Origin of the sequence: Kitasatospora phosalacinea, from assembly GCF_030268885.1 — a bacterium.
In the GTDB taxonomy this organism is placed as follows: Bacteria; Actinomycetota; Actinomycetes; order Streptomycetales; family Streptomycetaceae; genus Kitasatospora; species Kitasatospora phosalacinea_C.
In genome coordinates this window covers 25,297-49,277 of record NZ_BSSA01000039.1, presented here as the reverse complement: position 1 = coordinate 49,277, position 23,981 = coordinate 25,297, and the positions used below count along the sequence as shown (strand labels likewise).

Genomic DNA, 23,981 nt, shown 5'->3' with positions numbered 1-23,981 from the left:
CGAGCAGGAGACCGTCATGACAAGCGCGCAGTGGACCGGCACGGTGCCGGTGGACGACACGACCCTGGCCGTCACCGACACCGGCGGCACCGGAACCCCCGTGATCTACCTCAACGGCCAGTTCGCCACCCAGGGCTACTGGCGGCACACCATCGCCGAACTGGGCCCGGACTGGCGACACGTCACCTACGACATGCGGGCCCGCGGCAAGAAGTCGGGACGCTCGGCGGACTACTCCTTCGAGACCATGGTCGCGGACGTCGACGCGGTGCTCGCCGCCCGCGGTGTCGAGCGCGCGGTGGTGGTGGGCTGGTCCTACGGGGCGTTCGTCGCGGCGCACTGGGCCAGCCGCAACCCCGACCGGGCCCTGGGCGCGGTCATGGTCGACGGCGCGCAGCCCCACGACTGGCTGGACGACGCGATGGAGCAGCGGATCCGCAAGCTGTTCCGGCGGCTCTCCCCCTTGGTCGCGCTGGCCCGCCCGACCGGCCTGACGCCCCGGATGACCGCCGCCCAGATGGCCGAGTGCAACATCGAACTCGGCAAGGTCGCCCGCGCGAGCGCGCTGGGTCCGGTCCTCGACGCCATCACGGTCCCGGCACGGTACGTGGTCGCGTCCGGGACGTCCCTCGGCAGCAAGGGCGACGAGCAGGAGCGGATCCGCGCGAGCCTCCGGGCCGTGACCGAACGGAACCCGCACATCAGGATCAGCGCGAAGGTCGCCAGCAACCACGACAAGATCCTCAAGAAGGACTTCGCGGCGGTCGCCGGGGCCGTGCGCGACGTGGCCGGCACGCACACCTGAATCCGACCGGAGCACGCCCGTGCCACGGCTGCACGGAACCTCATGGCGACCGCAGGCACCGGACGGTCCGGGGTCCACGGCACCCCCTCCGGCCCGTCACGGTTCGAAGCGGTAGCCGATGCCGGGTTCGGTGATCAGGTGACGGGGTCGGGCGGGGTCGGGTTCGAGCTTGCGCCGCAGGCCGGCGAGGTAGACCCGCAGGTAGTTGCCGTGGCCCTCCGCGTCCGGGCCCCAGACCTCGCGCAGCAGCTGCTTGCCGGACACCAGGCGGCCCGGGCTGGCCAGCAGCAGCCGCATGATCTTCCACTCGGTGGGGGTGAGTCGCACCGGTCCGCCCGGGCCGGTGACGACGGCGGCGGCGAGGTCGACGGTGTGGGCGCCGACCGTGAACCGCGGCACGGCGGCGGGCTCGCTCGTGGGCCGGCGCATGACGGCCCGCAGGCGGGCGAGCAGCTCGTCCATGACGAACGGCTTGGTGAGGTAGTCGTCCGCGCCCGCGTCCAGAGCCTCCACCTTTTCGTGGGCGTCGGTGCGGCCGGAGAGGACGATGATGGGCACGGCGCTCCAGGCGCGCAGCCCGCGGATGATGTCCATGCCGTCGAGGTCGGGTAGGCCGAGGTCGAGCAGCACCGCGTCCGGCGGCGTGCGGCCGGCCGCGTCCAGGGCCTCGGCCCCGGTCGCCGCGGTGAGCACCGCGTAGCGACGGGCGTGCAGGTTGGTCTTCAGCGTGCGCAGCATCTGCGGTTCGTCGTCCACGACCAGGATCCGCGTCACTGTCCCGGCCCTCCGTTCTCGTCCGTGGTCGGGACGTCCACGCTCAGGTCGGCGTCGGCCTGCTCGGCCGCGGGCAGGGTGAGCAGCATGGTGGTTCCGCCGCCCGGGGTGTCCTCGACCTCCAGGGAGCCGCCCATCGCCTCGGCGAGGCCGCGGGAGAGGGCGAGGCCGAGACCGACGCCGGTGGTGTTGTCGGTGTCGCCGAGACGCTGGAACGGCAGGAAGACCCGGTCGCGGTCGCCCGGCGGGATGCCGGGGCCGCGGTCGATCACCCGGATCTCGACCCGGTCGAGGTGGTGGCTGGCGGCGACCAGGACGGGTGCGCCGGGCGCGTTGTACCGCAGTGCGTTGGTGATGACGTTGGCCAGCACCCGTTCCAGCAGTGGCGGGTCGGCGAGCACGGGTGGCGCGGTGTCGAGGTCGAGCGGCTGGACCGGCGCGTAGGCGTCGGGCAGGGAGTCGAGGGCGCGGGGCAGCACCTCGTCCAGGTGGGTGGGTTCGAGGTGCAGGGTGAGGGCACCGGCCTGCAGGCGGCTCATGTCGAGCAGGTTGTCGACCAGGCGGGTGAGCTTGACGAGGGATTCGTCGGCGGTGGCGAGGAGTTCGGCCCGGTCCTCGGGCGAGAACTCGACGTCGGGGCTGCGCAGCGAGCCGACGGAGGCGAGGGCGACGGCGAGCGGGGTGCGCAGGTCGTGGCTGACCGCGGCGAGGAGCGCGGTGCGCATCCGGTCCGCGGCCTTGATCGGCTCGACCTCGGCGGCGACAGTGGCGAGCCGATCGCGTTCGAGGGCTGCGGCGATGTGGGCGGCGAAGGCGGTGAGCACGCGCTGGTCGGCGGCGGGCAGGCGGCGCCCGGCCAGGACCAGCAACGCACCTGATCCGACCGGTAGTTCGGTGACCGTGCGGTCCGAAGCCGGGTCACCCTCCGCGTCGCTGCGGCCCAGGGCCTCACCACTCACGCGATCGAGCAGGGCGACCGAGTCCAGTGCGAAGGCGGTGCGGGTCTTGTCCAGCAGTTCGGGCAGCGCGCCCGCGCCTCGCAGGACGCTTCCGGCCAGCGTGGACAGCGTCTCGGCCTCGGCGGTGGCGCGGGCGGCCCGTTGGGTGAGCCGGGCGGCGTGGTCGACCACCGTGGAGACCGTCAGCGCGACCACCGCGAACACCATCAGCGCGATGACGTTGTTGGGTTCACCGATGGTGAAGGTGTGGACCGGGGGGATGAAGTAGTAGTTGAGCAGCAGCGAGGCGATCAGCGAGGCCAGCAGGGCGGAGGTCGCGCCCCCGAGCAGCGCCACACCCACGACGCCGAGCTGGAAGATCAGCGCGTCCGTGGTCAGGTTCACCTGACTGTGGAACTGCGAGAGCACCGCCGTCAGGATCACGGGCACCGCGAGGCCGGCGAGGATTCCCACGACGGTGCGCCGCCGGGAGTGGCGGCGGCCGAGGGAGGGGAGCCGGCCGCGGCCGGTGAACTCGTGGGTGACCATGTGGACGTCGATGTCCTCGGAGCCGTCCACGGTGGTCTGGCCGGTGCCGGGGCCGGTCAGGAAGCGGTTCAGCCGCCCGCGGCGGCTCGTGCCCAGGACCAGCTGGGTGGCGTGGTGCGCCCGGGCGAAGGCCAGCAGCGCGGTCGGGACGTCGTCGCCGACCACCACGTGGTAGCTGCCGCCGAGGTTCTCGACCAGTTGCCGCTGTTCGGCGAGGGTGCCCGGGGAGGCGCCCGCGAGGCCGTCGCTGCGGCTGATGTGCACGGCGAGCAGTTCGCCGCCGGCGGTGCGGTCGGCGATCCGGGCGGCGCGGCGGATCAGCGTCTCGCCTTCGGGACCGCCGGTGAGGGCGACGACGACGCGTTCCCGGGTCTCCCAGACGCGGTCGATGTTGTGGCTGGCGCGGTAGTCGCGCAGGCCCTCGTCGACCCGTCCGGCCACCCACAGCAGGGCGAGCTCCCGAAGGGCCGTCAGGTTGCCGACGCGGAAGTAGTTGGAGAGCGCGGCGTCCACCTTCTCCGCCTTGTAGACGTTGCCGTGCGCCATCCGGCGGCGCAGGGCCTGCGGGGCCATGTCGACGAGTTCGATCTGGTCGGCGCGCCGGACGACCTCGTCGGGGACGGTCTCGCGCTGCGGGATTCCGGTGATCTTCTGGACGACGTCGTTCAGCGACTCGAGGTGCTGGACGTTGACGGTGGTGATGACGTCGATCCCGGCGGCGAGCAGTTCCTCGACATCCTGCCAGCGCTTGGCGTTGCGTCCGCCCGGGATGTTGGTGTGCGCGAGCTCGTCCACCAGGACGACCTGCGGGCGGCGGGCGAGGACCGCGTCGAGGTCCATCTCCTGGAAGTCGCTGTTCCGGTAGGTCCGGGTCAGGCGCGGTACCGTCTCCAGGCCCTGCAGCATGTTCTCGGTGTGCCGTCGGCTGTGGCACTCGATGTATCCGACGACCACGTCCGCGCCCCGGTCGAGCCGTCTGTGCGCCTCGTCGAGCATCCGGTAGGTCTTTCCGATGCCTGGGGCCGAACCGAGGTACACCCTCAACTGCCCACGGCGCGTGGTGGTGCCGGGGGTGAGGTCACGGAACATGGGCGCTGCTCTTTCCGTACGAAAGCGGCCGGGGAGGGGGCTGTCGGCGACAGCGACTGCTCGGATCGAGTTGTTCCGCTGGGCGGCTGCCGGCTGTGGTGGCGAACGTGGCAGGCCGACCCGGGCGCGGGATCCACTCCCCTCGCCCGGGTCGGCCTGTCACCAGCCGGTCGTCCGGGGCATCCCCTCGGCTCCGCCGAACATCGTCACTTCTGCTCGCTGATCGCCTTGTTCAGCAGGACGACGTTGACGCCGTCCTGGCCGAGGAAGCCGAGTGAGCGACCCTCGGTGTACGTGTCGATCAGGTGGTTCAGCGTGTCGGCGGACAGGCCGCGCTCCTTGGCGACCCTGGAGACCTGTTCCTTGGCGTAGGCGACGGAGATGTGCGGGTCGAGTCCGGAGCCGGAGGCGGTAACCGCGTCCACCGGGACGCTGGCCGGGTCGACGCCGTCGAAGGCGGCGATCGCGGCGCGGCGGTCCTGGATCGTCCGGGTCAGCTTCTCGTCGTTGGGGCCGAGGTTGGAGGCGCCGGAGGCCTTCGGGTCGTAGCTGCCGGCGGAGAAGCGCGGCTGGAAGAACTTCGGGTCCGGCTGGGCCTGTTCGTCGGCGTTGTTCGGATCCTTCTTCGGGAGGTTGTAGTTCTGACCGAGGAGGCTGGAGCCGATTTCCTTGCCGTCGGTCTTCACGATCGAGCCGTTGGCCTTGTCGGCGAAGGCGACCTGGCTGATGCCGGTGACCAGCAGCGGGTAGGCGAGGCCGAGAATCACGGTCATCGCCAGCAGCATCCGCAGTGCGGTGAGGTGGGTGCGCAGAAAAGTGGGCACGGGGTTCTGGCCTCTCTCAGCTCAGGCCGGGGACGAACTGGACGAGCAGGTCGATCGCCTTGATGCCGACGAAGGGCACGATCAGGCCGCCGATCCCGTAGATGCCGATGTTCCGGGCCAGCAGCGAACTCGCGTCGCTGGGGCGGTACTTGACGCCGCGCAGGGCGAGCGGGATGAGGCCGACGATGACCAGGGCGTTGAAGACGATCGCCGAGGTGATCGCGGAGGTCGGGCTGTGCAGGCCCATGACGTTGAGGTGGCGCAGGCCCGGGTACACCCCCGCGAACATCGCCGGGATGATCGCGAAGTACTTGGCGACGTCGTTGGCGATCGAGAAGGTGGTCAACGCGCCCCGGGTGATCAGCAGTTGCTTGCCGATCTCGACGATCTCGATCAGCTTGGTGGGGTTGGAGTCCAGGTCGACCATGTTCCCGGCCTCCTTGGCCGCCATGGTGCCGGTGTTCATCGCCACGCCCACGTCGGCCTGGGCGAGCGCCGGGGCGTCGTTGGTGCCGTCGCCGGTCATCGCGACCAGCTTGCCGCCCGCCTGCTCCTGCTTGATCAGCGCCATCTTGTCCTCGGGGGTGGCCTCGGCGAGGAAGTCGTCGACGCCCGCCTCCTCGGCGATGGCCCGGGCGGTCAGCGGGTTGTCGCCGGTGATCATGACGGTCCTGATGCCCATGCGCCGCAGTTCGTCGAAGCGTTCGCGCATGCCTTCCTTGACCACGTCCTTGAGGTAGATGACACCGAGGACCTTGGCCGGAGCGGAGCCGTTCTTCTCGGCGACGACCAGCGGAGTGCCACCTGCGGCCGAGATGCCGTCCACCAGTTGCGCCACGTCCGCACCGACGCTGCCGCCGTTGTCCGTCACCCAGCGGGACACCGACCCTGCCGCACCCTTGCGCACCTGGTGCAGGCCCTCGGCCTCGTCCAGGTCGACGCCCGACATCCGGGTCTGCGCGGTGAACGGCACCCAGGTGGCGTGTGCCAACTCGCCCTGCGCACGCTCGCGCAGACCGTACCCGGTCTTCGCCAGGACGACGATCGAGCGCCCCTCGGGTGTCTCGTCCGCGAGCGAGGAGAGCTGCGCGGCGCCGGCCAGCTCATCCGCGGTGACGCCCTCGGCGGGCTGGAACTCGGCGGCCTGCCGGTTGCCGAGGGTGATGGTGCCGGTCTTGTCGAGCAGCAGCGTGTCGACGTCGCCCGCCGCCTCGACCGCGCGGCCCGACATGGCGAGCACGTTGCGCTGCACCAGGCGGTCCATGCCCGCGATGCCGATCGCGGAGAGCAACGCGCCGATGGTGGTCGGGATCAGCGCCACGATCAGCGCTACCAGCACGATCATCGACTGCGGCGCGCCCGCGTAGGTGGCCATCGGCTGCAGGGTCACCACGGCGACCAGGAACACGATCGTCAGCGAGGCCAGCAGGATGTTCAGCGCGATCTCGTTGGGCGTCTTCTGCCGCGCGGCGCCCTCCACCAGGGCGATCATCCGGTCGATGAACGACTTGCCAGGCTCGGAGGCGATCTTCACCACGATCCGGTCCGACAGGACCTTCGTGCCGCCGGTCACCGCGGAACGGTCGCCGCCCGATTCGCGGATGACCGGCGCGGACTCGCCGGTGATCGCCGACTCGTCGACGGACGCGACGCCCTCGACGACGTCGCCGTCACCGGGGATGGTCTGTCCGGCCTCCACGACGACGTGGTCACCAAGCCGCAGTGCGGTACCGGGCACCTCTTCCTCGGCCTGCGAGGCGGGCCAGTTGGTGAGGCGTCGGGCGACGGATTCGGTCTTGGTCTTGCGCAGGGTGTCGGCCTGGGCCTTGCCGCGGCCCTCGGCGACGGCCTCGGCGAGGTTGGCGAAGACCGTCGTGAGCCACAGCCAGACGGTGATCGACCAGGCGAACACCGAAGGCGAAGCGATGGCCGAGATCGTGGTGACGACCGAGCCGACCTCGACCACGAACATGACCGGGTTCTTCACCATGACGCGGGGGTCGAGCTTCTTCACCGCGTCGGGCAGGGACTTGGCGATCAGCTTCGGGTCGAGCAGACCGGACTGCACTCTGTGCGACGTGTTGCCCTGCACGGCCGGTGCGGGGGTAAGGGTGCTGGACATCAGTGGAGACCTTCCGCGATCGGCCCGAGAGCGAGGGCCGGGAAGTAGGTGAGGCCGACGACGATCAGGACGACGCTCGACAGCAGGCCGACGAACAGGGGCTTGTGGGTGGGCAGCGTGCCCGCGCTCGCGGGGACCGGCTGCTGCTGGGCGAGCGAACCCGCCAGGGCCAGGACGAACACCATCGGCAGGAACCGGCCGAAGGCCATGCACAGGCCGAGCGCGGTGTCGTACCAGGGCGTGTTGACGGTGATTCCGGCGAACGCCGAGCCGTTGTTGTTGCTCGCGGAGGTGAACGCGTACAGCACCTCGGAGAAGCCGTGCGCTCCGGAGTTCAGCATCCCGGCGCGCTCGCCCGGCAGCGCCATGGCGATACCGGTGCCGATCAGCACCAGGGCGGGGGTGGTGAGGATGTAGAGGGAGGCGAACTTCATCTCCCGCCCGCCGAGCTTCTTGCCCAGGTACTCGGGGGTGCGGCCGACCATCAGGCCGGCCACGAAGACGGCGACGATCGCGAGGATCAGCATGCCGTACAGGCCGGAGCCGGTGCCGCCGGGTGCGATCTCGCCCAGCATCATGTTGAAGATCGTGAGGCCGCCGCCGAAGGCGGAGTACGAGTCGTGGAAGGAGTCCACCGCACCGGTCGAGGTCAGTGTCGTCGACGCGGCGAACAGGGAGCTGGCCGCGATACCGAAGCGCTGCTCCTTGCCCTCCATCGCGCCACCGGCGGCCTGCAGGGCGGTGCCGGCGTGCTGGTGCTCGGAGAAGGTGATCAGCGCCGCGGAGGCGACCCAGAACAGGCCCATCACGGCGACGATCGCGTAGCCCTGGCGGTGGTCGCCGACCATCTTGCCGAAGGTGCGGGGCAGCGAGAAGGAGATCACCAGCAGCAGGAAGACCTCCAGCCAGTTGGTGAAGCCGTTCGGGTTCTCGAACGGGTGCGCCGAGTTGGCGTTGAAGAAGCCGCCGCCGTTGGTGCCGAGCTCCTTGATGACCTCCTGGGAGGCCACCGGCCCGCCGGGGATCGACTGGGTGTCACCGCCGAGGGTGGCGAGGTCGTGGAAGCCGTGGAAGTTCTGGACCACGCCGTTGGCGACCAGCACGAGGGCGAAGAGGATCGACAGCGGCAGCAGCAGGCGCAGGCAGATCCGGGTCAGGTCGACCCAGAAGTTGCCGACCCGGTCGGTGCGGTGGCGGGTGAAGCCGCGGATCAGCGCCGCGACCACCGCGATGCCGACCGCCGCCGAGACGAAGTTCTGCACCGCGAGACCGGCCATCTGCACCAGGTGGCCCATCGCCGACTCACCGGAGTAGGACTGCCAGTTGGTGTTGGTGGTGAAGGAGACCGCGGTGTTCCACGCCTGGTGCGCTTCCATCTCGGGCACGCCCAGGCTCAGCAGCAGGTGGGTCTGCAGGCGGATCAGCCCGTACAGGAAGAGGATCGACAGGGCGGAGAAGGCCAGCACCGAGCGCAGGTACACCGGCCAGCGCTGGTCGGCGTCACCGTCGACGCCGACCAGTTTGTAGAGACCGCGCTCGGCTCTGAGGTGCTTGGCGGAGGTGAGGAGGTGGGCGATGTAGTCGCCCAGGGGGCGGTAGCAGAGGGCCAGCGCGCCGACGAGGGCGAGTGCCTGCAGCCACCCTGCGAGAGTGGAGCTCATGGTCAGAACTTCTCCGGGTAGATCAGCGCGACGACGAGGTAGCCGACGAGTGCGACGGCGACGATGAGACCTGCGACGTGCTCGGCGCTCACAGCTTCTCGACCCCCTTCGCGATGAGGGCGATGACGGCGAACACGGCGACCGTGACACCGACGAAGACGAGATCGAGCATGGCTATCGCTCCACCAACTGGTCGAAGGGGGCTGTCACCGCCGGAGGTCCGCGGACGCTCCGGGCGGGGCCGGTGAAGGACCGGCGAGAGCAGCAAACCAGCCGGTCAGCGCCGTTCCCGGCTCCCTGACGCCCTCCATACGGGTGAACGGGCAACATTGACGCGGCCTTGACGCCCGCGTCATGCGGCCGAGACCCGGACCCGGCCGGAACGTGCCGGTGCCCCGGACAGCGGGGCTGTCCGGGGCACCGGGAACCGGCGTCAGGTCCTCTGCGGTTCGGGCGCGCCCTTGACCGGTGCGGGCTCGCCCCGGCGCACGGCGCCCGGGGCCCGGCCGGCCGGACGGTCGGCGCGCGGTGCGGAGGCCAGCTGCCACGGCACCGAGATGACCATCACGCCCGGGGTGAACAGTAGCCGGGACTTCAGCCACAGCGCGGACTGGTTGTGCAGCAGGTGCTCCCACCAGTGGCCGACCACGTACTCGGGGATGAACACCGCGACCGCCTCGCGCGGCGAGGAGCGCCGGTACTCGCGCACGTACTGCACGACGGGCTTGGTGATCTCGCGGTACGGCGAGTCGAGGACCTTCAGCGGGACCTCGATCCCGTAGGCGTCCCACTGGGCCTTCAACTCGTCGGTGGCGTCGTTCTCGACGGCGACGGTGAGAGCCTCCAGGGTGTCCGGGCTGAGCGCCTGGGCGTAGCCGAGGGCGCGCAGGGTGGCCTTGTGGAGCTTGGAGACGAGCACCACGCCGTGCACCTGGGAGGGCTTGGCCGACTCCTCGCGCGGATCCTCGACGGCCAGCTCCGCCGCGACGGCGTCGTAGTGCCGGCGGATGCCGCGCATCATCAGCCACAGCAGCACGGCGGCGACCACCGCCAGCCACGCTCCCTGCGTGAACTTGGTGATCAGCACGATGACCAGCACCAGCGCGGTGGTGACCGCGCCGAGTCCGTTGATGATCCGGGAGCGCTGGGCGGCGCCGCGCACCGCCGGGTCGCTCTCGGTGGCGAGCGTGCGGTTCCAGTGCCGGACCATGCCGATCTGGGAGAGCGTGAAGGAGGTGAACACGCCCAGGATGTACAGGTGGATCAGGCTGGTGACGTCCGCCCGGTAGAACCACAGCAGCCCGCCCGCCACCACCGCCAGGGCGATGATGCCGTTGGAGAAGGCCAGCCGGTCGCCGCGGGTGTGCATCTGCCGGGGCAGGTAGCGGTGTTCGGCCAGGATCGAGGCCAGCAACGGAAAGCCGTTGAACGCGGTGTTCGCGGCCAGGATCAGCACCAGCGCGGTCACGGCCTGGATGAAGTAGAACAGGACGCTGGTGTCGCCGCCGAGGAAGGTCGAGGCGAGCTGGGCGATCACGGTCTGCTGGGTGTAGCTGCTGCAGTCACCGGTGATGCCGACGAGTTGGCAGGCGTTCTCGACGTAGTGCACGTGCGAGGTCAGGGCCAGCACGGTGACGCCGACGAACATCACCACCGCGGTGATGCCCATGACGGCCATGGTGGCCGCGGCGTTCTTCGCCTTCGGTGTGCGGAAGGCCGGCACACCGTTGGAGATCGCCTCGACGCCGGTCAGCGCGGTGCAGCCGGAGGCGAACGCGCGCAGGCCAAGGAGCAGCAGGCCCAGACCCTGCAGGGTGTCCTTGCCGTCTTCCGGGTTGACGCCGAAGGCGGCGGTCGGGGCCTGCGGGTTGTCGCCGAAGACCACCCGCACCAGGCCGGTGACCACCATCAGCAGGATGCCGCCGATGAACAGGTACGTGGGCGCGGCGAACGCCTTCCCGGACTCCCGGACCCCGCGCAGGTTCATCGCCGCCAGCAGGACCACGAAGGCCAGCGCCAGCGCGACCCGGTGGTCCGCGAGACCGCCGAACGCCGAGATGATGTTGTCCACGCCCGAGGCGACCGAGACCGCCACCGTCATCACGTAGTCGACCAGCAGCGAGGCCGCCACCACGAGGCCGGAGTTGGCGCCGAGGTTCTTGGACACCACCTCGTACGAGCCGCCGCCGGAGGGGTAGGCGTGCACGACCTGCCGGTAGGACATCACCACGACCGCCATCAGCGCGACGACGCCCGCCGCGATCCACGGCGTCAGGTACAGGAAGGCGGTGCCGCCCACGGTCAGCACCAGCAGGATCTCGCCGGTCGCGTACGCCACCGAGGAGAGCGGGTCGGAGGCGAAGATCGGCAGCGCCAGCCGTTTGGGCAGCAGCGTCTCGCCGAGCTCTTCGCTGCGCATGGCGCGGCCGATCACGAGGCGCTTGAGCGCCTGGGGCACGTTGAACACGTAAGCGAGAGTAGGGGCCGCCGACGTGGGGGGAACCGGTGCGCCAGCACACGTCCACACGTCCCGTTTCTCTACGTTTCCGCAGGTCAGAAGATGCCTGGAAGATCGTCGACAGGCCAGCTCGGGGCATCGAGGAGGGCGTTAAGGAATCGTCAATTTATCCAGCCCGAACGAACAATTCGGACTATTCGCACGAGCCGACCGCACTCAGGTCCTCATCCGCAACCGGCAGACCACCGCGTCGGTGCGGCGGCGCAGCGCCCGGTCGATCACCGCGCCGCGCTGGTTCTGCAGGGCCCGCTGCCACACGTGGCGGGGTTCGGTCTCGGGGATCAGGACAGTGATCCGGTCGTAGGCACGCGCGGCCGCCAGGGCGTTGACGTACCCGGCGAGGGGCTGGCCCAGCCGCCGGTGGCCGTCGGTGATCTCGACCAGCTCGACGCCGGGCCGCCAGAGCTCCCAGTCGCGGCGCAGTGCCTCGGCGGCGGCCCGGTCCTCGGGATCCGGGGCGATGTGCACGACGGTGACCGCTTGGACCTCGTCGCCGAGGGAGAGGGCGGTGGACAGGGCCTCCCGGGTGAGCCGGGTGATGGCGTGAACCGGGACGATCACCAGGGAGTGCTGCGGGGTGAGCGGGCCCGGGATCCGGCCGAGTTCCAGGCGGTTTCCGATCCGGGCGTAGGCGTGGTGGACCAGCTCGAACAGGAGGACCAGCAGCGGCAGGACCAGGCAGATGCCCCAGGCGCCCTCGGTGAACTTGGTCCCGGTGACCACCAGGGTGGAGACGCCGGTGAGCAGCGCGCCGAAGCCGTTGAGCGTCGCCCTGCCCTGCCAGCGGGGCCCTCGTATCAGCCGCCAGTGCCGGACCATGCCGATCTGGCAGATGGTGAAGCCGACGAACACGCCGATCGCGAACAGCGGCACGAGGCTGTTCACGTCGCCGCCGGAGGCGACCAGCAGGGCGGCCGAGACCGCCGCGAGGAACAGCACGCCGTGCCGGTGCACCTGCCGGTCGGCGCGCAGGGCGAAGACGTGCGGCAGGTGGTTGTCCCGGGCGAGCAGGTGCAGCAGCACCGGCAGTCCGCCGAAGGAGGTGTTGGCGGCCAGCGCCAGCAGCACGACGGTGGCGAACTGCACCAGGTAGAAGCCGGAGCCGTGGCCGAGCGAGGCGTCCGCGAGCTGGGCCAGCACGGTCACGCCCTCCACCGGCTGGAGGTGGAAGCGGCCGATCAGCACCGCGAGGCCGACCAGCATCACGCCGAGCAGCGCGCCGAGCGCCGCCTCCGTACGCTGCGCCCGCCGGACGCCCGGCGTGCGGAAGGCGGGCACCGCGTTGGCGACGGCCTCCACGCCGGTCAGCGCGGAGCAGCCCGACGCGAAGGCCTTGACCAGCAGCAGCGCGCCCACGGTGGTGGTGGTGCCGGCCAGGACCGAGGCGTGCCCGGCGGCGGCCACGGTCGAGGCCGGGACGTCCCGGAACAGGCCCACCACCACGATCGCCAGGATCGAGGCCACGAACACCGCGGTCGGCGCGGTGAACCACCGGGCCGACTCGGCGACGCCCCGCAGGTTCACCGCGGTCACCAGCGCCAGCACCCCCAGGCAGAGCCACACCCGGTCGCCGTACAGCCCGGGGAAGGCGGAGGTCAGCGCGGCCACGCCGGCGGTCACCGACACCGCCACGTTCAGCACGTAGTCGATCACCAGCGAGGCCGCCGCCGTCAGCGCGGTCCGCCGGCCCAGGTGCGCCTTGGCGACCGCGTACGAGCCGCCGCCGTCCGGGAACGCGGCGATCACCTGCCGGTACGAGGCGACCAGCACGGCCAGCAGCACCGCGATCGCCACCGTCACCGGCAACGTGAAGCCCAGCCCGTGGGAACCGGCCGCGGCCAGCACCAGCACGACGGCCTCGGGGCCGTACGCCACCGAGGCCATCGCGTCCAGCGACAGGGCGGCCAGGCCGCCGAACGCACTCAACCGGTGCCGTTCCCCGGCCGCCCCGGTATCCGGGGGCTCGGTGTCGGACTGCGGCTGTTGGGCGGTGTGGGACATGCTGCTCGGACCTCCGGGAGACGCGGTGCGGTCCGATCCTGCTCGCTCCCGGCACGTGGGCCCCGCCTGCATACGGGACGTTGACACCGTCCGGCGGGCCTTTGACGCGGTCTTGGCGAGGCGGAGCGGCCACGGCCCCGGCAGGCCGCCGCCGAGCGGCCGGCCCCGGCCGTCCTGGCGGCTTCCCGACCCGCGGGTGCCGGGTCTTGACGGGTCATCGGCGCGGTCGACGGCGCAGCAGGCGGCCGTGGGCTGCTTCGGAGTGGGTGACGACGTAGACGTCGATGTCGTCGCCGGAGGCTTCGATGACGGCTTCGCCGGTGCCACGCCTGAGGATGTTGCGCAGGCGGCTGTGCCGGGTGGCGCCGATGACGATCTGGGTGGCGTCGACCCGGCGGGCGAGGTCGACGACGGCCCGGGCCGGGTGCTCGCCCCTGACGGTGTGCCAGGTTCCGCCGAGTTCCTCCACCAGGGCGCGCTGCCGGGCCAGCCGGGCGGGCGGGGCGCCGGCCAGGCCGTCGTCGCGGGTGACGTGCACGGCGAGGAACTCGCCGCCCGCGCCGCGCGAGGCGATGCGCTTGGCCCGCCGCACCAGGGTCTCGCCCTCGGGCCCGCCGGACAGTGCGACCAGGACGCGTTCCCGGGTGCTCCACGGGCGCTGGATGCCGTGGCCGTGGCGGTAGCGCAGCAGTGCCTCCTCCACCCGGTCGGCGGCCCAGAGCAGGGCGATCTCGCGCAGGGCGGTGAGGTTGCCGATCCGGAAGAAGTGGGTGAGCGCGGCCTCGATCCGCTCGGGCGGGTAGACGTCGCCGTTGGCCATCCGGCGGCGCAGTGCCTCGGCGGACATGTCGACGACCTCGATCTGGTCGGCGCGGCGGACCACGTCGTCGGGCACGGTCTCGTGCTGCCGGGTTCCGGTGATCTGCTCGACGACGTCGTTCAGCGACTCCAGGTGCTGGATGTTGACGGTGGTGATCACGTCGATGCCGGCGTCGAGCAGGTCCTCGACGTCCTGCCAGCGCTTGCCGTGGCGGCTGCCGGGGACGTTGGTGTGCGCGAGTTCGTCGACGAGGGCGAGGGCCGGGCGGCGGGCGAGAACCGCGTCGAGGTCCATCTCGGTGAACTCGGTGCCGCGGTAGGTCAGGGTCCGGCGGGGGACGGTCTCCAGCCCTTCGGCCATCCGGCGGGTGGGGAGGCGGCCGTGGTCCTCCACCAGGGCGATCACCACGTCGGTGCCCCGGGCGGCGCGGCGCTGTCCCTCTTCGAGCATGTCGTAGGTCTTGCCGACCCCGGGCGCTGCTCCGAGGTAGACGCGCAGCCGTCCGCGTGGCATGCCGGCGGCCTCCCTCCCCGCTCGGATCGGCCCCTCCCCTCCATGGTCGCCGATCGGAACAGGCGCTACGTCCGCCGGCGGGGCGGGGCGGCGGGCACGGTGATGCGGACGGGTCGGATCCGGCGGCGGGGCGGACCGAGCACCGCGGCGGCGAAGGCGGCGACGGTGAACAGGCCGAGCCTGCGCCAGTCGGCGCCCCCCGCGTCCCAACCGAGCTCGGCGTGGTGGTGGACGCCGAAGCCGTCGAAGAACGCCCAGGCGGCGAGTCCGATCGCGGGCGCGGCACGCCTGCGGGAGACGGAGCCGACGACCGCGCTCAGGACCGTGAAGGCGAGCAACGCGGGCCCGCCCCCGCTCAGTTCGCCGACCGCGGCCAGCACCGCGGTCAGGACGGCCGCGGCCACCAGGGCCGCCGCCAGCGAGACGTCCACCCTCTGCACCGGTACCAGCGGGCGGGTCCAACCGCGGCCGCGCCGCCTCGCGTACAGCCCCATGTCCGGCTCGTCCCTCTCCGTGCGCTCCCACTCGACCGCCGGATCAGAGGATGGCCCTCCCGAGGGCGGATCCCGTGGTCCTGACGGCGTCCTGACGGGATTCCCTACGCTTCCTTGACGAGGAGGAGGCGGCCTTCGGCCCTTGGCGCACCTTCACACCTCGATGTGCGACCCCGTGATCACCGTCCGGTCCCGGGGGGAGGCCGACGTGCTCGACGGCGTCGGCGGTGATGTAGGAGGTGGCGATGAACAGCCGCTTGCGCCAGGTCGCCATCGTCGGCTGCTTCCCCCGGCGCAGTTCGATCTTCGACAGGAAGTAGGAGGCCCGGTCGAGGTCCAGCACTCCTTCGGTGTCGGCTGGGTCGAGCAGAGCCAGCGTGGCCGGGACGCCCGGGGTCTCCATGTAGCCGAAGCGGGCGGTGACGTGGACGATCCCGTCCTCGCCGTAGCCGAGGTCGTCGATGTCGCGCGTCGGACTTTGTGGCAGGGCTCGTTTGTTGCGGGTCCTGCTGCTTGAAGGAGTCTGATCGATCATGGTGAGGCCGTCGGCGCTGCCGCCGGAGGAGAAGGTCCGGATCGTGCTGTCGATCCTGGCCGGTGAGATGACCGTCGCGGAGGCCGCGCGGCGGGCGAAGGTGTCCGAGCGGTCGATCGGCACCTGGAAGCACCAGTTCCCGGAGTCCGGCCGGGCCGGCCTCGCGGGCAAGTCCGGCCCCGGCACCCGGGAACAGCAACTCGAAGCCCGGATCGCCGACTTGACCCAGGCGCTGGGTGAGGCCGCGGTCGAGCTGCGGGTGTGGAAGAAGTCCGCGGAGGGCCGACCGGGCCCTCCGCGGACCGCGAGGTGATCCGCACCGGGGCGGGCATGCCGGCTCATCGACGCGCCCTGGCGGGCGCGGGCCTGGCGCCGCCACCAGACTCACGCCCGCCAGGGCGCGCAGGCCCGAGGACCGTGGCCGCGCCCGGCCCGTGAGAGCGTCCGGAAGACCGCCCGCCGGCACGCGCTCGCCCACCCGGCCTGGGGCCACCGCAAGGTGTGGGCGATGTGTCGCCACGACGGCCACCGCGTCTCCCAGGCGACCGTGCTGCGGCTGCTGCGGGACGGCGGCCTGCTGCTGGAGGCCAGCTACCAGCGGGAGCGGCGCCGGCTCGCCGCCCGCCGCAAGGCCGCCTTCGCGACCGAGCCCACCGGCCCGAACCAGGTCCGGCAGCTGGACTTCTCCGAGTTCGAGACCACCGGGGGCGGGACCTGGCGGTTCGCGGGCTGCCGCGACTACTGGTCGAAGTACGAGCTCGGCTGGCACATCTCGCCCACCGCGAACCAGCACGACGCCGTCGCCGCGATCGAACTCGCCATCAGGGAAGCGCAGTCGCTGGCCGGAAAGCCACTGGCCGAGCTCGCCCGGCACGCCGAGGACTACCGGCGCGACGACAACACCGTCCGACCGCACGAGGCCCTGGCCTGGAACCGGCCCCACGACGTCCACACCGGCGCCGCGGACCCGCTCGTCCCCAACTTTCCCCAACCCGAAAACCTGCCCATTGCTTGACGCGGGACACCTTGCGCTGGCTCTGCGGGGTGTTCTTGCGCGCGTGGTGGACCTCGGCGAGCCGGGTCACGGCCTTCTGCTGGGTGGCGAAGCCGGATTCCTCGGTCTGCTGTCCCGCCGCGTTGCGGTACCTGATCCTGTACTCGTGGGGGCACTTGCTCCAGCGGGACTCGGGATGCTCGCACTCCTTGAAGAAGCTGCCCATCCCGCGGATGAGGCCTGTGGTTGCCATGGTGGCCGGTACCTCCGGAAACTTGCTGACCTTTTGCTGACCCCGGATGGTCGGCCACCTGCCCGCGTTGGCAAGAACCGCTGGTCACGTGCTGGAGCAGCAGCTCAGGGCAGTCGGCTGCCGTAGAACGGGCCGTAGTAGAGCGCCAGTTCGGCCCGCAGGTCGTGGTCGGTGTGCTGCTCGGCGTGCAGCAGTGGCGGGGCGGAGCCGATCTCCTCCTTGGTGCGGTCGACCCGGACGGTGCGTCGTTCGAGGTCGACCTCGCGGACCGTCACGGCGGGCAGCAGGACGCGGTGGTGGAAGATCCACGGCGCGGTGTCGACCACCAGGTACTGCGGCCCGAAGTCCTCCGCCATCCGGTCCACCCGGCCGATCGGCCCGTCCTCGGCCTCGACGTGGAACCCGACCAGGTCGATGCCCACCCGGTGGCCGGACGCGTCCCGGTAGGTCCACAGGTCGACGTCCCGCTGCTGCTCGCTCATGCTCGTCCCTCCGTACGGGCGGCTCCTGACGGGCGGTCGTTCCGCCCCGGCCGCTCGGGGCGGTTGCCCGGTGGCGGCCGGTCCATGCCGTCCGCCCCGGCTGGGAGCGCCGGGCGGGAGCGCCGGGCGGGAATCCGGTGGACCGGGCAGGCATCGGAGGCGGAAGACGGGGCATGCGGGTGCCGCGGCGCCGTTCGGCCGCGCATCCGTGAGACGAGGAGGAACCATGTCGATCCTTTGGGCGATCATCGCCGGTCTGGTCATCGGCCTGCTGGCGAAGCTGGTCATCCCCGGGCGCCAGCCGATCCCGCTGTGGCTGACCATCCTGCTGGGCATCGTCGGCGGCATCATCGGCAACTTCCTGGCGAGCGCGTTCGGCGTGGCCGACACCGACGGCGTCGACTGGATCCGGCACTTCTTCCAGATCGGCGCGGCCGCCGTCCTGATCCTGCTGGTCACCCCGTTCTGGGCCCGCCGACGCGTCTGACGCACCGTCACCCGAACCGTCACCGACGGCCCGGACCGCCCCAGGGCGCGGTCCGGGCCGTCCGCGCGCCGACGGACCTTGTCACCCGTTCGGGGAAAACCGGGACCGCCGGCCCCTCGCCGTACCAAGGTGGCGGCAACGACTGCCCCACCGGGTCCGATCCGGGCGGGGCGACTCCCGGAGGGACCCCGCATGAGCGAGACGACGACGAGGGCGGCCTGGCTGGAGCTGCTGGAGGGCTGGGGCAGGGACTGCGCGGGCTGCACGCCCGAGGAACTCGACGGCCTGGGCGTCACCGGGCCGGAGGCCACCGCCTGGTACGCCTTCTGCGCCGCGGACCACACGGAGCAGCTCGCCGGGGCGCTCGCCTCGCCCTGGGCGCTGCACACCCCGGAGCAGGTGGGCGCCGTCGCGGCGGCGTTGACCGCCGTCCAGTGGCACGCCGAGCGGGCGAAGCGGCGGCTGCTGGACCTGCTGACGGCGATGGCGGAGCGCGGCGAGGCCGGGCCCGTCCCGCCCGGGCTGCCGGAGCTGCTAGCGGCCGCCCCGTCCGAGGAGGCCGCCGACCGCCTGCTCGCCGAGCTGTCGACCGTTCCGCTGCTGCGTCCGGTGCCCGGCACGCTCGCCGGGGCGCTGCGCGGGACGGCCGAGCTGCTCGGGGACCTGCTGGTGCCGGAGGAGGACGCGGTCGAGGTCTTCGGCGATCCGGACGAGCCCGACCACCAGGGCTGGGCCAGGCTCCGCCACGAGGGCAGTGAGTGGCGGCTGTACTTCCACTCCCACGACGAGGACGAGTGGTTCCTGGACGACTTCCCGGCGGAGCCGGGCACCCGCCTCCCGCTGGGCGGCTTCTCCGCCGGAACCGCCCACCCCGCGCAGCTCGCCGCCGCGGCCCGGGCCGCCCTCGCGCAGTGGGCGGCCGAGCACCGGTAGGCGGCCGGGCGGCGGTGGGCGGCCGAGCACCACCGGGCGGTCACTCCACGGTGACGCTCTTGGCCAGGTTGCGCGGCTTGTCGACGTCCCGGCCGAGGGCCACCGCCGCGTGGTAGGCCAGGAGTTGGAGCGGGATGTTGAGCAGCAGCGGGTCGAGCTCGGGCTCGCTCTTCGGGACGACCAGGCAGTGGTCGGCGTGCTTGGCCTCGATCGGGCGGTGCGCGACGGCCAGCACCCGGCCCTCGCGGGCCTTGATCTCGCCGAGGGCGGTGAGGTTCTTGTCGAGCAGTTCGTCGTCGGGCACCAGCGCGACGGTCGGCAGCTCGGGGGAGATCAGCGCGAGCGGCCCGTGCTTCAACTCGCTGGCGGGGTACGCCTCGGCGTGGACGTAGGAGATCTCCTTGAGCTTCTGCGCGCCCTCCCGGGCGACGGGGTAGCCCCGGACCCGGCCGATGTACATCATGCCCTGGCTGTGGGCGTACTCGGCGGCCAGCGCCTCGATCTCCTGCTGCTGCTCCAGCACCTGCCGGATCTGGTCGGGCAGCGCCTTGAGCCCGGCGACGATGCGCCGGCCGTCGGCGGGCGAGAGGTCGTGGATGCGGCCGAAGTGCAGGGCGAGCAGCGCGAAGGCGACCACGGTGGAGGTGAACGCCTTGGTGGAGGCGACCGAGACCTCGGGCCCGGCGTGCAGGTACATGCCGCCGTCGCACTCGCGGGCGATCGCCGAGCCGACGGTGTTGACCACGCCGAGGACGCGGCCGCCCTTGCGCTTGACCTCCTGGACGGCGGCGAGCGTGTCGTAGGTCTCGCCGGACTGGCTGACCGCGACGTACAGGGTGTCGGCCTCGATGACGGGGTTGCGGTAGCGGAACTCGGAGGCGGGCTCGGAGTGGGCGGGGATCCGGGCCAGTTCCTCGATCAGCTGGGCGCCCATCTCGCCCGCGTAGTAGGCCGATCCGCAGCCGAGGATCTTGACCCGGCGGATCTCGCGCAGCTCCCGGGCGTCCAGGTTGAGGCCGCCGAGGTGGGCGGTGGCGAAGCGCTCGTCGAGCCGTCCGGAGAGGGTGCGCTCGACGGCGCCGGGCTGCTCGTGGATCTCCTTGAGCAGGTAGTGGGCGTAGCCGCCGGTGTCGTAGGAGCCGACCTCCCAGTCGACGGTGGAGGGCTGCCGGGTGACGGTGCGGGCGTCCTCGGTGAAGGTGCGGAAGCCGTCGGCCCGGACGGTGGCGAGCTCGCCGTCCTCCAGGTGGACGACCTGGCGGGTGTAGCGGACCAGCGCGGAGACGTCGGAGGCGGCGAACATCTCCTTCTCGCCGATGCCGAGCACGATCGGGCTGCCGTTGCGGGCGACCACGATCCGGTCGGGCTGCCCGGCGTCCAGCACCGCGATGCCGTAGGTGCCGACGACCAGCTTGAGCGCGGCGCGCACCGCGTCCTCCAGCTCGCCGCCCTCGGCGCGGTGCGCGGCGACCAGGTGGGCGAGCACCTCGGTGTCGGTCTCGGAGCGGAAGACCGCGCCGTCGGCGGCGAGCTTGGCGCGCAGTTCGTCGGCGTTCTCGATGATGCCGTTGTGGACGACGGCGATCCGGCCCTCGTTGTCGGTGTGCGGGTGGGCGTTGGCGTCGGAGGGGACGCCGTGGGTGGCCCAGCGGGTGTGGCCGATGCCGGCGCCGCCCTTGAAGCGGGCGGGCAGGGCGGCGGCGAGGTCGGCGACCCGGCCCTTGACCTTGCACAGGCGCAGCTTGGCGGGGGCGGACTTGGTGACGGGGGCGACCACCGCGACGCCCGCCGAGTCGTACCCGCGGTACTCCAGCCGCTGCAGCCCTTCCAGCAGGATGGGGGAGGCGTCCTTGGGGCCGATGTAGGCCACGATTCCGCACATGACGTGGGCTCCTCTGTCAGTCGTGGGTGGGCGGGGACCGTCAGCCGTAGACCATCCGCCGCAGTTGGCGCACCGACAGCTGCGGGGCGGCCACCCGGCGGGCGGCCAGCTCCCCGCCGAGGCGGGTGAAGATCTGCTCGTTGGTCAGTCCCCGGGCCTGCAACTCACCGTGGCGGCGGCGGACGTACTCCTCGGTGGTCTCCGCGAAGTACGCCAGCACCTCCGCGACGACCCGCGCGGCCTCCCCCGGGGCCAGGGGGGTGGTCCTGGCGAGGTGGGCGAGCAGGTCCTCGTGAGGGTGTGGTGAGGCAGGCACGATGCGGGAGCCTAGGCGGGAAGGGTTCATTTGCCAAAGATCCTGCCCGAATTCGGGCAGGACGACCAGTCGGGGCGCCCCGCCGCAACCTTTCCCGGAGCCGCGGCGTACTCAAGGACGGTGGCCGAACGGGCGGGTGGGGCGCCACCTATGATGTGGGGCCGTCGTTGTAGGGCGGTGGGCGGATCGGTGTTCGGGTGATCGTGGCGGGCATCTGACCCCGTTGGCGGTGTTCCTGGCCGGGTTTCCGGCGGTCACCCCGCAGGATGGGCCGCGTACTGTCCGTGTCGATCACAGGGGGAACGTCCGTCATGCAACCGCGCGTGTTCGCCGTCGTCACCGCCGTCCTGCTGGCCGTCCTCGGCCTCGGGTCGGTCATGGTGACCGACTGGACGCCGAAGTCCGCCGGCGCCGCCACCACCGGCGCGGGCGGCCCGCGCCCCGGTGCCGTGCCCGACAGCGCCGCGAGCGCCCCGGCGGCCTCCCCCTCCCCCACCGGCGACCCGGCGGTGTGGACGCGCTCGACCCTGCGCAACAAGCTGATGGCCGAGATGGAGGCCACCGACCCCGGGGTCGCCCTCGCCGACCTCGACAAGATCTCCAAGGACAAGCCGTACACGGTGCGGTTCTGCCACCCGATCGCGCACGAGCTCGGGCACGCCGCGGTGCAGCGCTACCACCAGGACTTCCAGAAGGTGATCTCCTTCCCGCACGAGACCTGCGCGGCGGGCTACCTGCACGGTGCGGTCGAGGAGATGCTGGCCAACTCCAAGGACCCGCAGAGCGACATCCTGACCCTGTGCGCCCCGGCCAACACCGGCCCGTGCATCCACGGCGTCGGCCACGGCATCATGTTCGTCACCAAGCAGGACATCCCGGCCGCCCGCGCGCTGTGCGACAAGTTCCCCAGCCAGAGCCGCCGGATCACCTGCTCCGAGGGCGTCTTCATGCAGCTGTTCGCGCCCGACGAGGAGGACGAGAAGGCCAAGGCCAACCTCCCCGCGGACAAGCTCGCCGCCGAGCCGCTCTACCCGTGCCCCGAGCAGCCCGCCCTCTACCAGTCGGCCTGCTTCTTCTACGCGCCGACCTTCTTCCTCTCCTCGCACGACTACGCCAACCACCCCGAGGCGTTCCCCCAGGCCCTGCAGTGGTGCCTGAACGCGCAGGCCAGCGGCGGCGCCCAGGACTGCTCGCGGGGCGCCGGTTCGCGCATCATGAAGTACAACCTGGACCGCCCGGACTGGGCCGCCCAGCAGTGCGCCACCCCCAAGGACACCTGGCAGCGCCAGGCCTGCACCCAGGGCCTGGTCAGCTACTACACCGTCAACGACACCAGCGCGGGCGCCGCCGGGCGCCTGTGCGCCCAGATCACCGACAAGCAGATCCAGGGCTACTGCCGCTCGGCCGGCGGCCTCTCCAGCACCCTGGACTGACCTTTCCCCAGGTGGGGCCGGTGGTGCCGGTTCCGCCTGGGCATACGATGCCCGGTGTGAACGACGACTTCCGCGGGGCCGCACGGGCGGCCGCAGACCTGGTGGCCGACTACCTCGACGCGGTGCCCGACCGCCCGGTGTGGCAGCCGACGGACCCGGCGGAGCGGGCCGCGCTGCTCGACCTCCCGCTGCCCGAGGACGGCACCCCGCTGGAGGAGCTGCTGCGGACCGTCGAGCAGCGGATCATGCCGCACCCGATGGGCAACGGGAGCCCGCGCTTCTTCGGCTGGGTCAACTCCGCCCCGCAGCCCGCCGGGGTGCTCGCCACCCTGGCCGCGAGCGCGATGAACCCCAGCTCGGCCGGCGGCGACCACGCCGACGTCCACCTGGAGCGGGCCGTGGTGCGCTGGATCGCCGAACTGGTCGGCTTCCCGCACCCGCCCGGCGGCGGCCTGCTCACCTCCGGCACCTCGATGGCCACCATCGTCTGCCTGGCCGCCGCCCGCGGCCGCGCCGCCCGCAGGGCCGGGTGGGACGTCCGCGAGGACGGCCTGGCCGGGATGCCCCCGCTGGTCGGCTACGTCACCGGCGAGGCGCACAGCTGCGTGCGCAAGGCCGCCGAACTGCTCGGCCTCGGCTCCAAGCACCTGCGCACCGTCGCCTCCGACGCCGACGGCCACCTCGTCCTGGACGCCCTGGCGGCCGCGATCGCCGAGGACCGGGCGGCCGGGCGGCTGCCCTTCCTGGTGGTCGCCTCCGCGGGCACCGTCGGCACCGGCGCCGTCGACCCGTTCGGGCCGATCGCCGACCTGGCCGAGCGCGAGGGCCTGTGGTTCCACGTCGACGGCGCGTACGGCGCCTTCGGCGTCCTCGACGAGACGATCGCGCACCGCTACGCGGGCATGGACCGGGCCGACTCGATCGCCCTCGACCCGCACAAGTGGCTGGGCGTGCCGGTCGACTGCGGCTGCGCCCTGGTGCGCGACGCCGAGGAGCTGCGCGGCACCTTCAGCCTCGTCCCGTCCTACCTGCGCGACGACGCGGCCGGGGACCTCGGCTGGTTCTCCGAGTACGGCACCGAGCAGACCCGCCCGTTCCGCTCGCTGAAGGTCTGGGCGTCCATCGCCCACCGCGGCCGCTCCGGCGTCGCCCGGGACATCGCGCACTGCACCGCGCAGGCCCGCCGGCTGGGCGAATGGATCGAGCAGGACCCGGAGTTGGAGCTCGTCGCCCCCGTCGAGACCTCCATCGTGGCCTTCCGCCACCGCCCCGCCGGGCTCGACGAGGCCGGGCTGCAGCGGCTCAACTCGCTCCTGCCGGTGGCCGTCCAGCAGCGCGGGCGGGTCTTCGTCACCGGCGCCGTGTACCGCGGCCGCGAGATGCTCCGGGCCTGCCTGCTGAACGCCACCACCACCGAGGCGGACCTGCGGCTGCTGCTGGACGAGGTGAAGTCCGCGGGAGCGGAACTCCTGGACCGGTGCCGTACGTCCAACTGAGCGCGGGAGCGGATCAGCGCCGATCCGACGGGGGCCCGCCGAGACATTTACCGTCAGGTCAC

General features: G+C 71.9%; 21 protein-coding genes. 7 read left to right on the top strand and 14 right to left on the bottom strand.

Translation table 11 applies throughout. The features are described from left to right. The first annotated feature begins 16 nt into the window (after positions 1 to 16). Positions 17 to 805 carry an alpha/beta fold hydrolase gene (locus tag QSK52_RS35250; RefSeq protein ID WP_285740337.1) on the top strand — a complete coding sequence of 263 codons (789 nt, stop codon included), beginning with the start codon at positions 17 to 19 and terminating at the stop codon, positions 803 to 805. Positions 806 to 901: 96 nt separating this feature from the next. On the opposite strand, the gene QSK52_RS35245 is transcribed toward QSK52_RS35250, so the two are convergent. From QSK52_RS35245 to QSK52_RS35195, 11 genes are all read right to left on the bottom strand, one after another. Continuing rightward, complete coding sequence (locus tag QSK52_RS35245; protein ID WP_285740336.1) at positions 902 to 1,579, bottom strand: response regulator; 678 nt, start codon at positions 1,577 to 1,579, stop codon at positions 902 to 904. Then, a complete protein-coding gene (locus QSK52_RS35240) occupies positions 1,576 to 4,155 on the bottom strand; it encodes a sensor histidine kinase (protein ID WP_285740335.1) in 2,580 nt (859 codons plus the stop codon). Before QSK52_RS35240 ends, QSK52_RS35245 begins: the two co-directional genes overlap by 4 nt. 206 nt (positions 4,156 to 4,361) lie before the next feature. Next, the gene (gene kdpC, locus QSK52_RS35235; protein WP_285740334.1) at positions 4,362 to 4,979 is read right to left on the bottom strand and encodes a K(+)-transporting ATPase subunit C; all 618 of its coding nucleotides are present in this window, start codon (positions 4,977 to 4,979) and stop codon (positions 4,362 to 4,364) included. 16 nt (positions 4,980 to 4,995) lie between these two features. Then, positions 4,996 to 7,101: a potassium-transporting ATPase subunit KdpB gene (kdpB, locus tag QSK52_RS35230; RefSeq protein WP_285740333.1), complete on the bottom strand. Its 2,106-nt coding sequence runs from the start codon at positions 7,099 to 7,101 to the stop codon at positions 4,996 to 4,998. Further along, positions 7,101 to 8,762, bottom strand: a complete 1,662-nt coding sequence (gene kdpA, locus QSK52_RS35225) for a potassium-transporting ATPase subunit KdpA (RefSeq protein ID WP_285740332.1) — start codon at positions 8,760 to 8,762, stop codon at positions 7,101 to 7,103. The genes kdpB and kdpA overlap by 1 nt, the downstream gene beginning before the upstream one ends. A 2-nt stretch (positions 8,763 to 8,764) precedes the next feature. After that, positions 8,765 to 8,854, bottom strand: coding sequence for a K(+)-transporting ATPase subunit F (kdpF, locus tag QSK52_RS35220; protein WP_033214986.1), 90 nt, complete (start codon positions 8,852 to 8,854; stop codon positions 8,765 to 8,767). Positions 8,855 to 9,195: 341 nt separating this feature from the next. Further along, positions 9,196 to 11,229 (bottom strand): APC family permease, encoded by a 2,034-nt coding sequence (locus QSK52_RS35215; protein ID WP_435053446.1) that lies wholly within the window; start codon positions 11,227 to 11,229, stop codon positions 9,196 to 9,198. A 207-nt stretch (positions 11,230 to 11,436) separates the two neighbouring features. Further along, complete coding sequence (locus QSK52_RS35210; RefSeq protein ID WP_285740331.1) at positions 11,437 to 13,281, bottom strand: APC family permease; 1,845 nt, start codon at positions 13,279 to 13,281, stop codon at positions 11,437 to 11,439. 214 nt (positions 13,282 to 13,495) lie between these two features. Continuing rightward, positions 13,496 to 14,614 (bottom strand): universal stress protein, encoded by a 1,119-nt coding sequence (locus QSK52_RS35205; RefSeq protein ID WP_285740330.1) that lies wholly within the window; start codon positions 14,612 to 14,614, stop codon positions 13,496 to 13,498. 65 nt (positions 14,615 to 14,679) lie between these two features. After that, a complete protein-coding gene (locus QSK52_RS35200; protein ID WP_285740329.1) occupies positions 14,680 to 15,054 on the bottom strand; it encodes a hypothetical protein in 375 nt (124 codons plus the stop codon). Positions 15,055 to 15,151: 97 nt separating this feature from the next. Beyond that, entirely contained in the window at positions 15,152 to 15,643 is a 492-nt protein-coding gene (locus QSK52_RS35195) for a KUP/HAK/KT family potassium transporter (protein WP_285740328.1), read from the bottom strand. Here QSK52_RS35195 and QSK52_RS35190 point away from each other — a divergent pair. Both QSK52_RS35190 and QSK52_RS35185 read left to right on the top strand, forming a co-directional pair. Next, positions 15,642 to 15,956: a helix-turn-helix domain-containing protein gene (locus tag QSK52_RS35190; protein WP_285740327.1), complete on the top strand. Its 315-nt coding sequence runs from the start codon at positions 15,642 to 15,644 to the stop codon at positions 15,954 to 15,956. The genes QSK52_RS35195 and QSK52_RS35190 overlap by 2 nt on opposite strands. Positions 15,957 to 16,151: 195 nt before the next feature. Continuing rightward, positions 16,152 to 16,658 carry a hypothetical protein gene (locus QSK52_RS35185; protein WP_352230350.1) on the top strand — a complete coding sequence of 169 codons (507 nt, stop codon included), beginning with the start codon at positions 16,152 to 16,154 and terminating at the stop codon, positions 16,656 to 16,658. Positions 16,659 to 16,994: 336 nt separating this feature from the next. Here QSK52_RS35185 and QSK52_RS35180 read toward each other — a convergent pair whose 3' ends face one another. Then, entirely contained in the window at positions 16,995 to 17,372 is a 378-nt protein-coding gene (locus tag QSK52_RS35180; RefSeq protein ID WP_285740326.1) for a PRC-barrel domain-containing protein, read from the bottom strand. Between the two features lie 226 nt (positions 17,373 to 17,598). On the opposite strand from QSK52_RS35180, the gene QSK52_RS35175 reads away from it, so the two are divergent. Together QSK52_RS35175 and QSK52_RS35170 are read left to right on the top strand one after the other, a co-directional pair. After that, positions 17,599 to 17,859, top strand: a complete 261-nt coding sequence (locus tag QSK52_RS35175; protein WP_285740325.1) for a GlsB/YeaQ/YmgE family stress response membrane protein — start codon at positions 17,599 to 17,601, stop codon at positions 17,857 to 17,859. Between the two features lie 192 nt (positions 17,860 to 18,051). Further along, positions 18,052 to 18,792, top strand: a complete 741-nt coding sequence (locus QSK52_RS35170; protein ID WP_285740324.1) for a hypothetical protein — start codon at positions 18,052 to 18,054, stop codon at positions 18,790 to 18,792. A gap of 40 nt (positions 18,793 to 18,832) precedes the next feature. On the opposite strand, the gene glmS is transcribed toward QSK52_RS35170, so the two are convergent. Beyond that, positions 18,833 to 20,674, bottom strand: a complete 1,842-nt coding sequence (glmS, locus tag QSK52_RS35165) for a glutamine--fructose-6-phosphate transaminase (isomerizing) (RefSeq protein ID WP_285740323.1) — start codon at positions 20,672 to 20,674, stop codon at positions 18,833 to 18,835. Positions 20,675 to 20,714: 40 nt separating this feature from the next. Further along, positions 20,715 to 21,020 (bottom strand): hypothetical protein, encoded by a 306-nt coding sequence (locus tag QSK52_RS35160; RefSeq protein WP_285740322.1) that lies wholly within the window; start codon positions 21,018 to 21,020, stop codon positions 20,715 to 20,717. A gap of 281 nt (positions 21,021 to 21,301) precedes the next feature. On the opposite strand from QSK52_RS35160, the gene QSK52_RS35155 reads away from it, so the two are divergent. Continuing rightward, positions 21,302 to 22,423: a hypothetical protein gene (locus tag QSK52_RS35155; protein WP_285740321.1), complete on the top strand. Its 1,122-nt coding sequence runs from the start codon at positions 21,302 to 21,304 to the stop codon at positions 22,421 to 22,423. 47 nt (positions 22,424 to 22,470) lie between these two features. Further along, positions 22,471 to 23,919 (top strand): pyridoxal phosphate-dependent decarboxylase family protein, encoded by a 1,449-nt coding sequence (locus QSK52_RS35150; RefSeq protein WP_285740320.1) that lies wholly within the window; start codon positions 22,471 to 22,473, stop codon positions 23,917 to 23,919. Positions 23,920 to 23,981 lie beyond the last annotated feature (62 nt).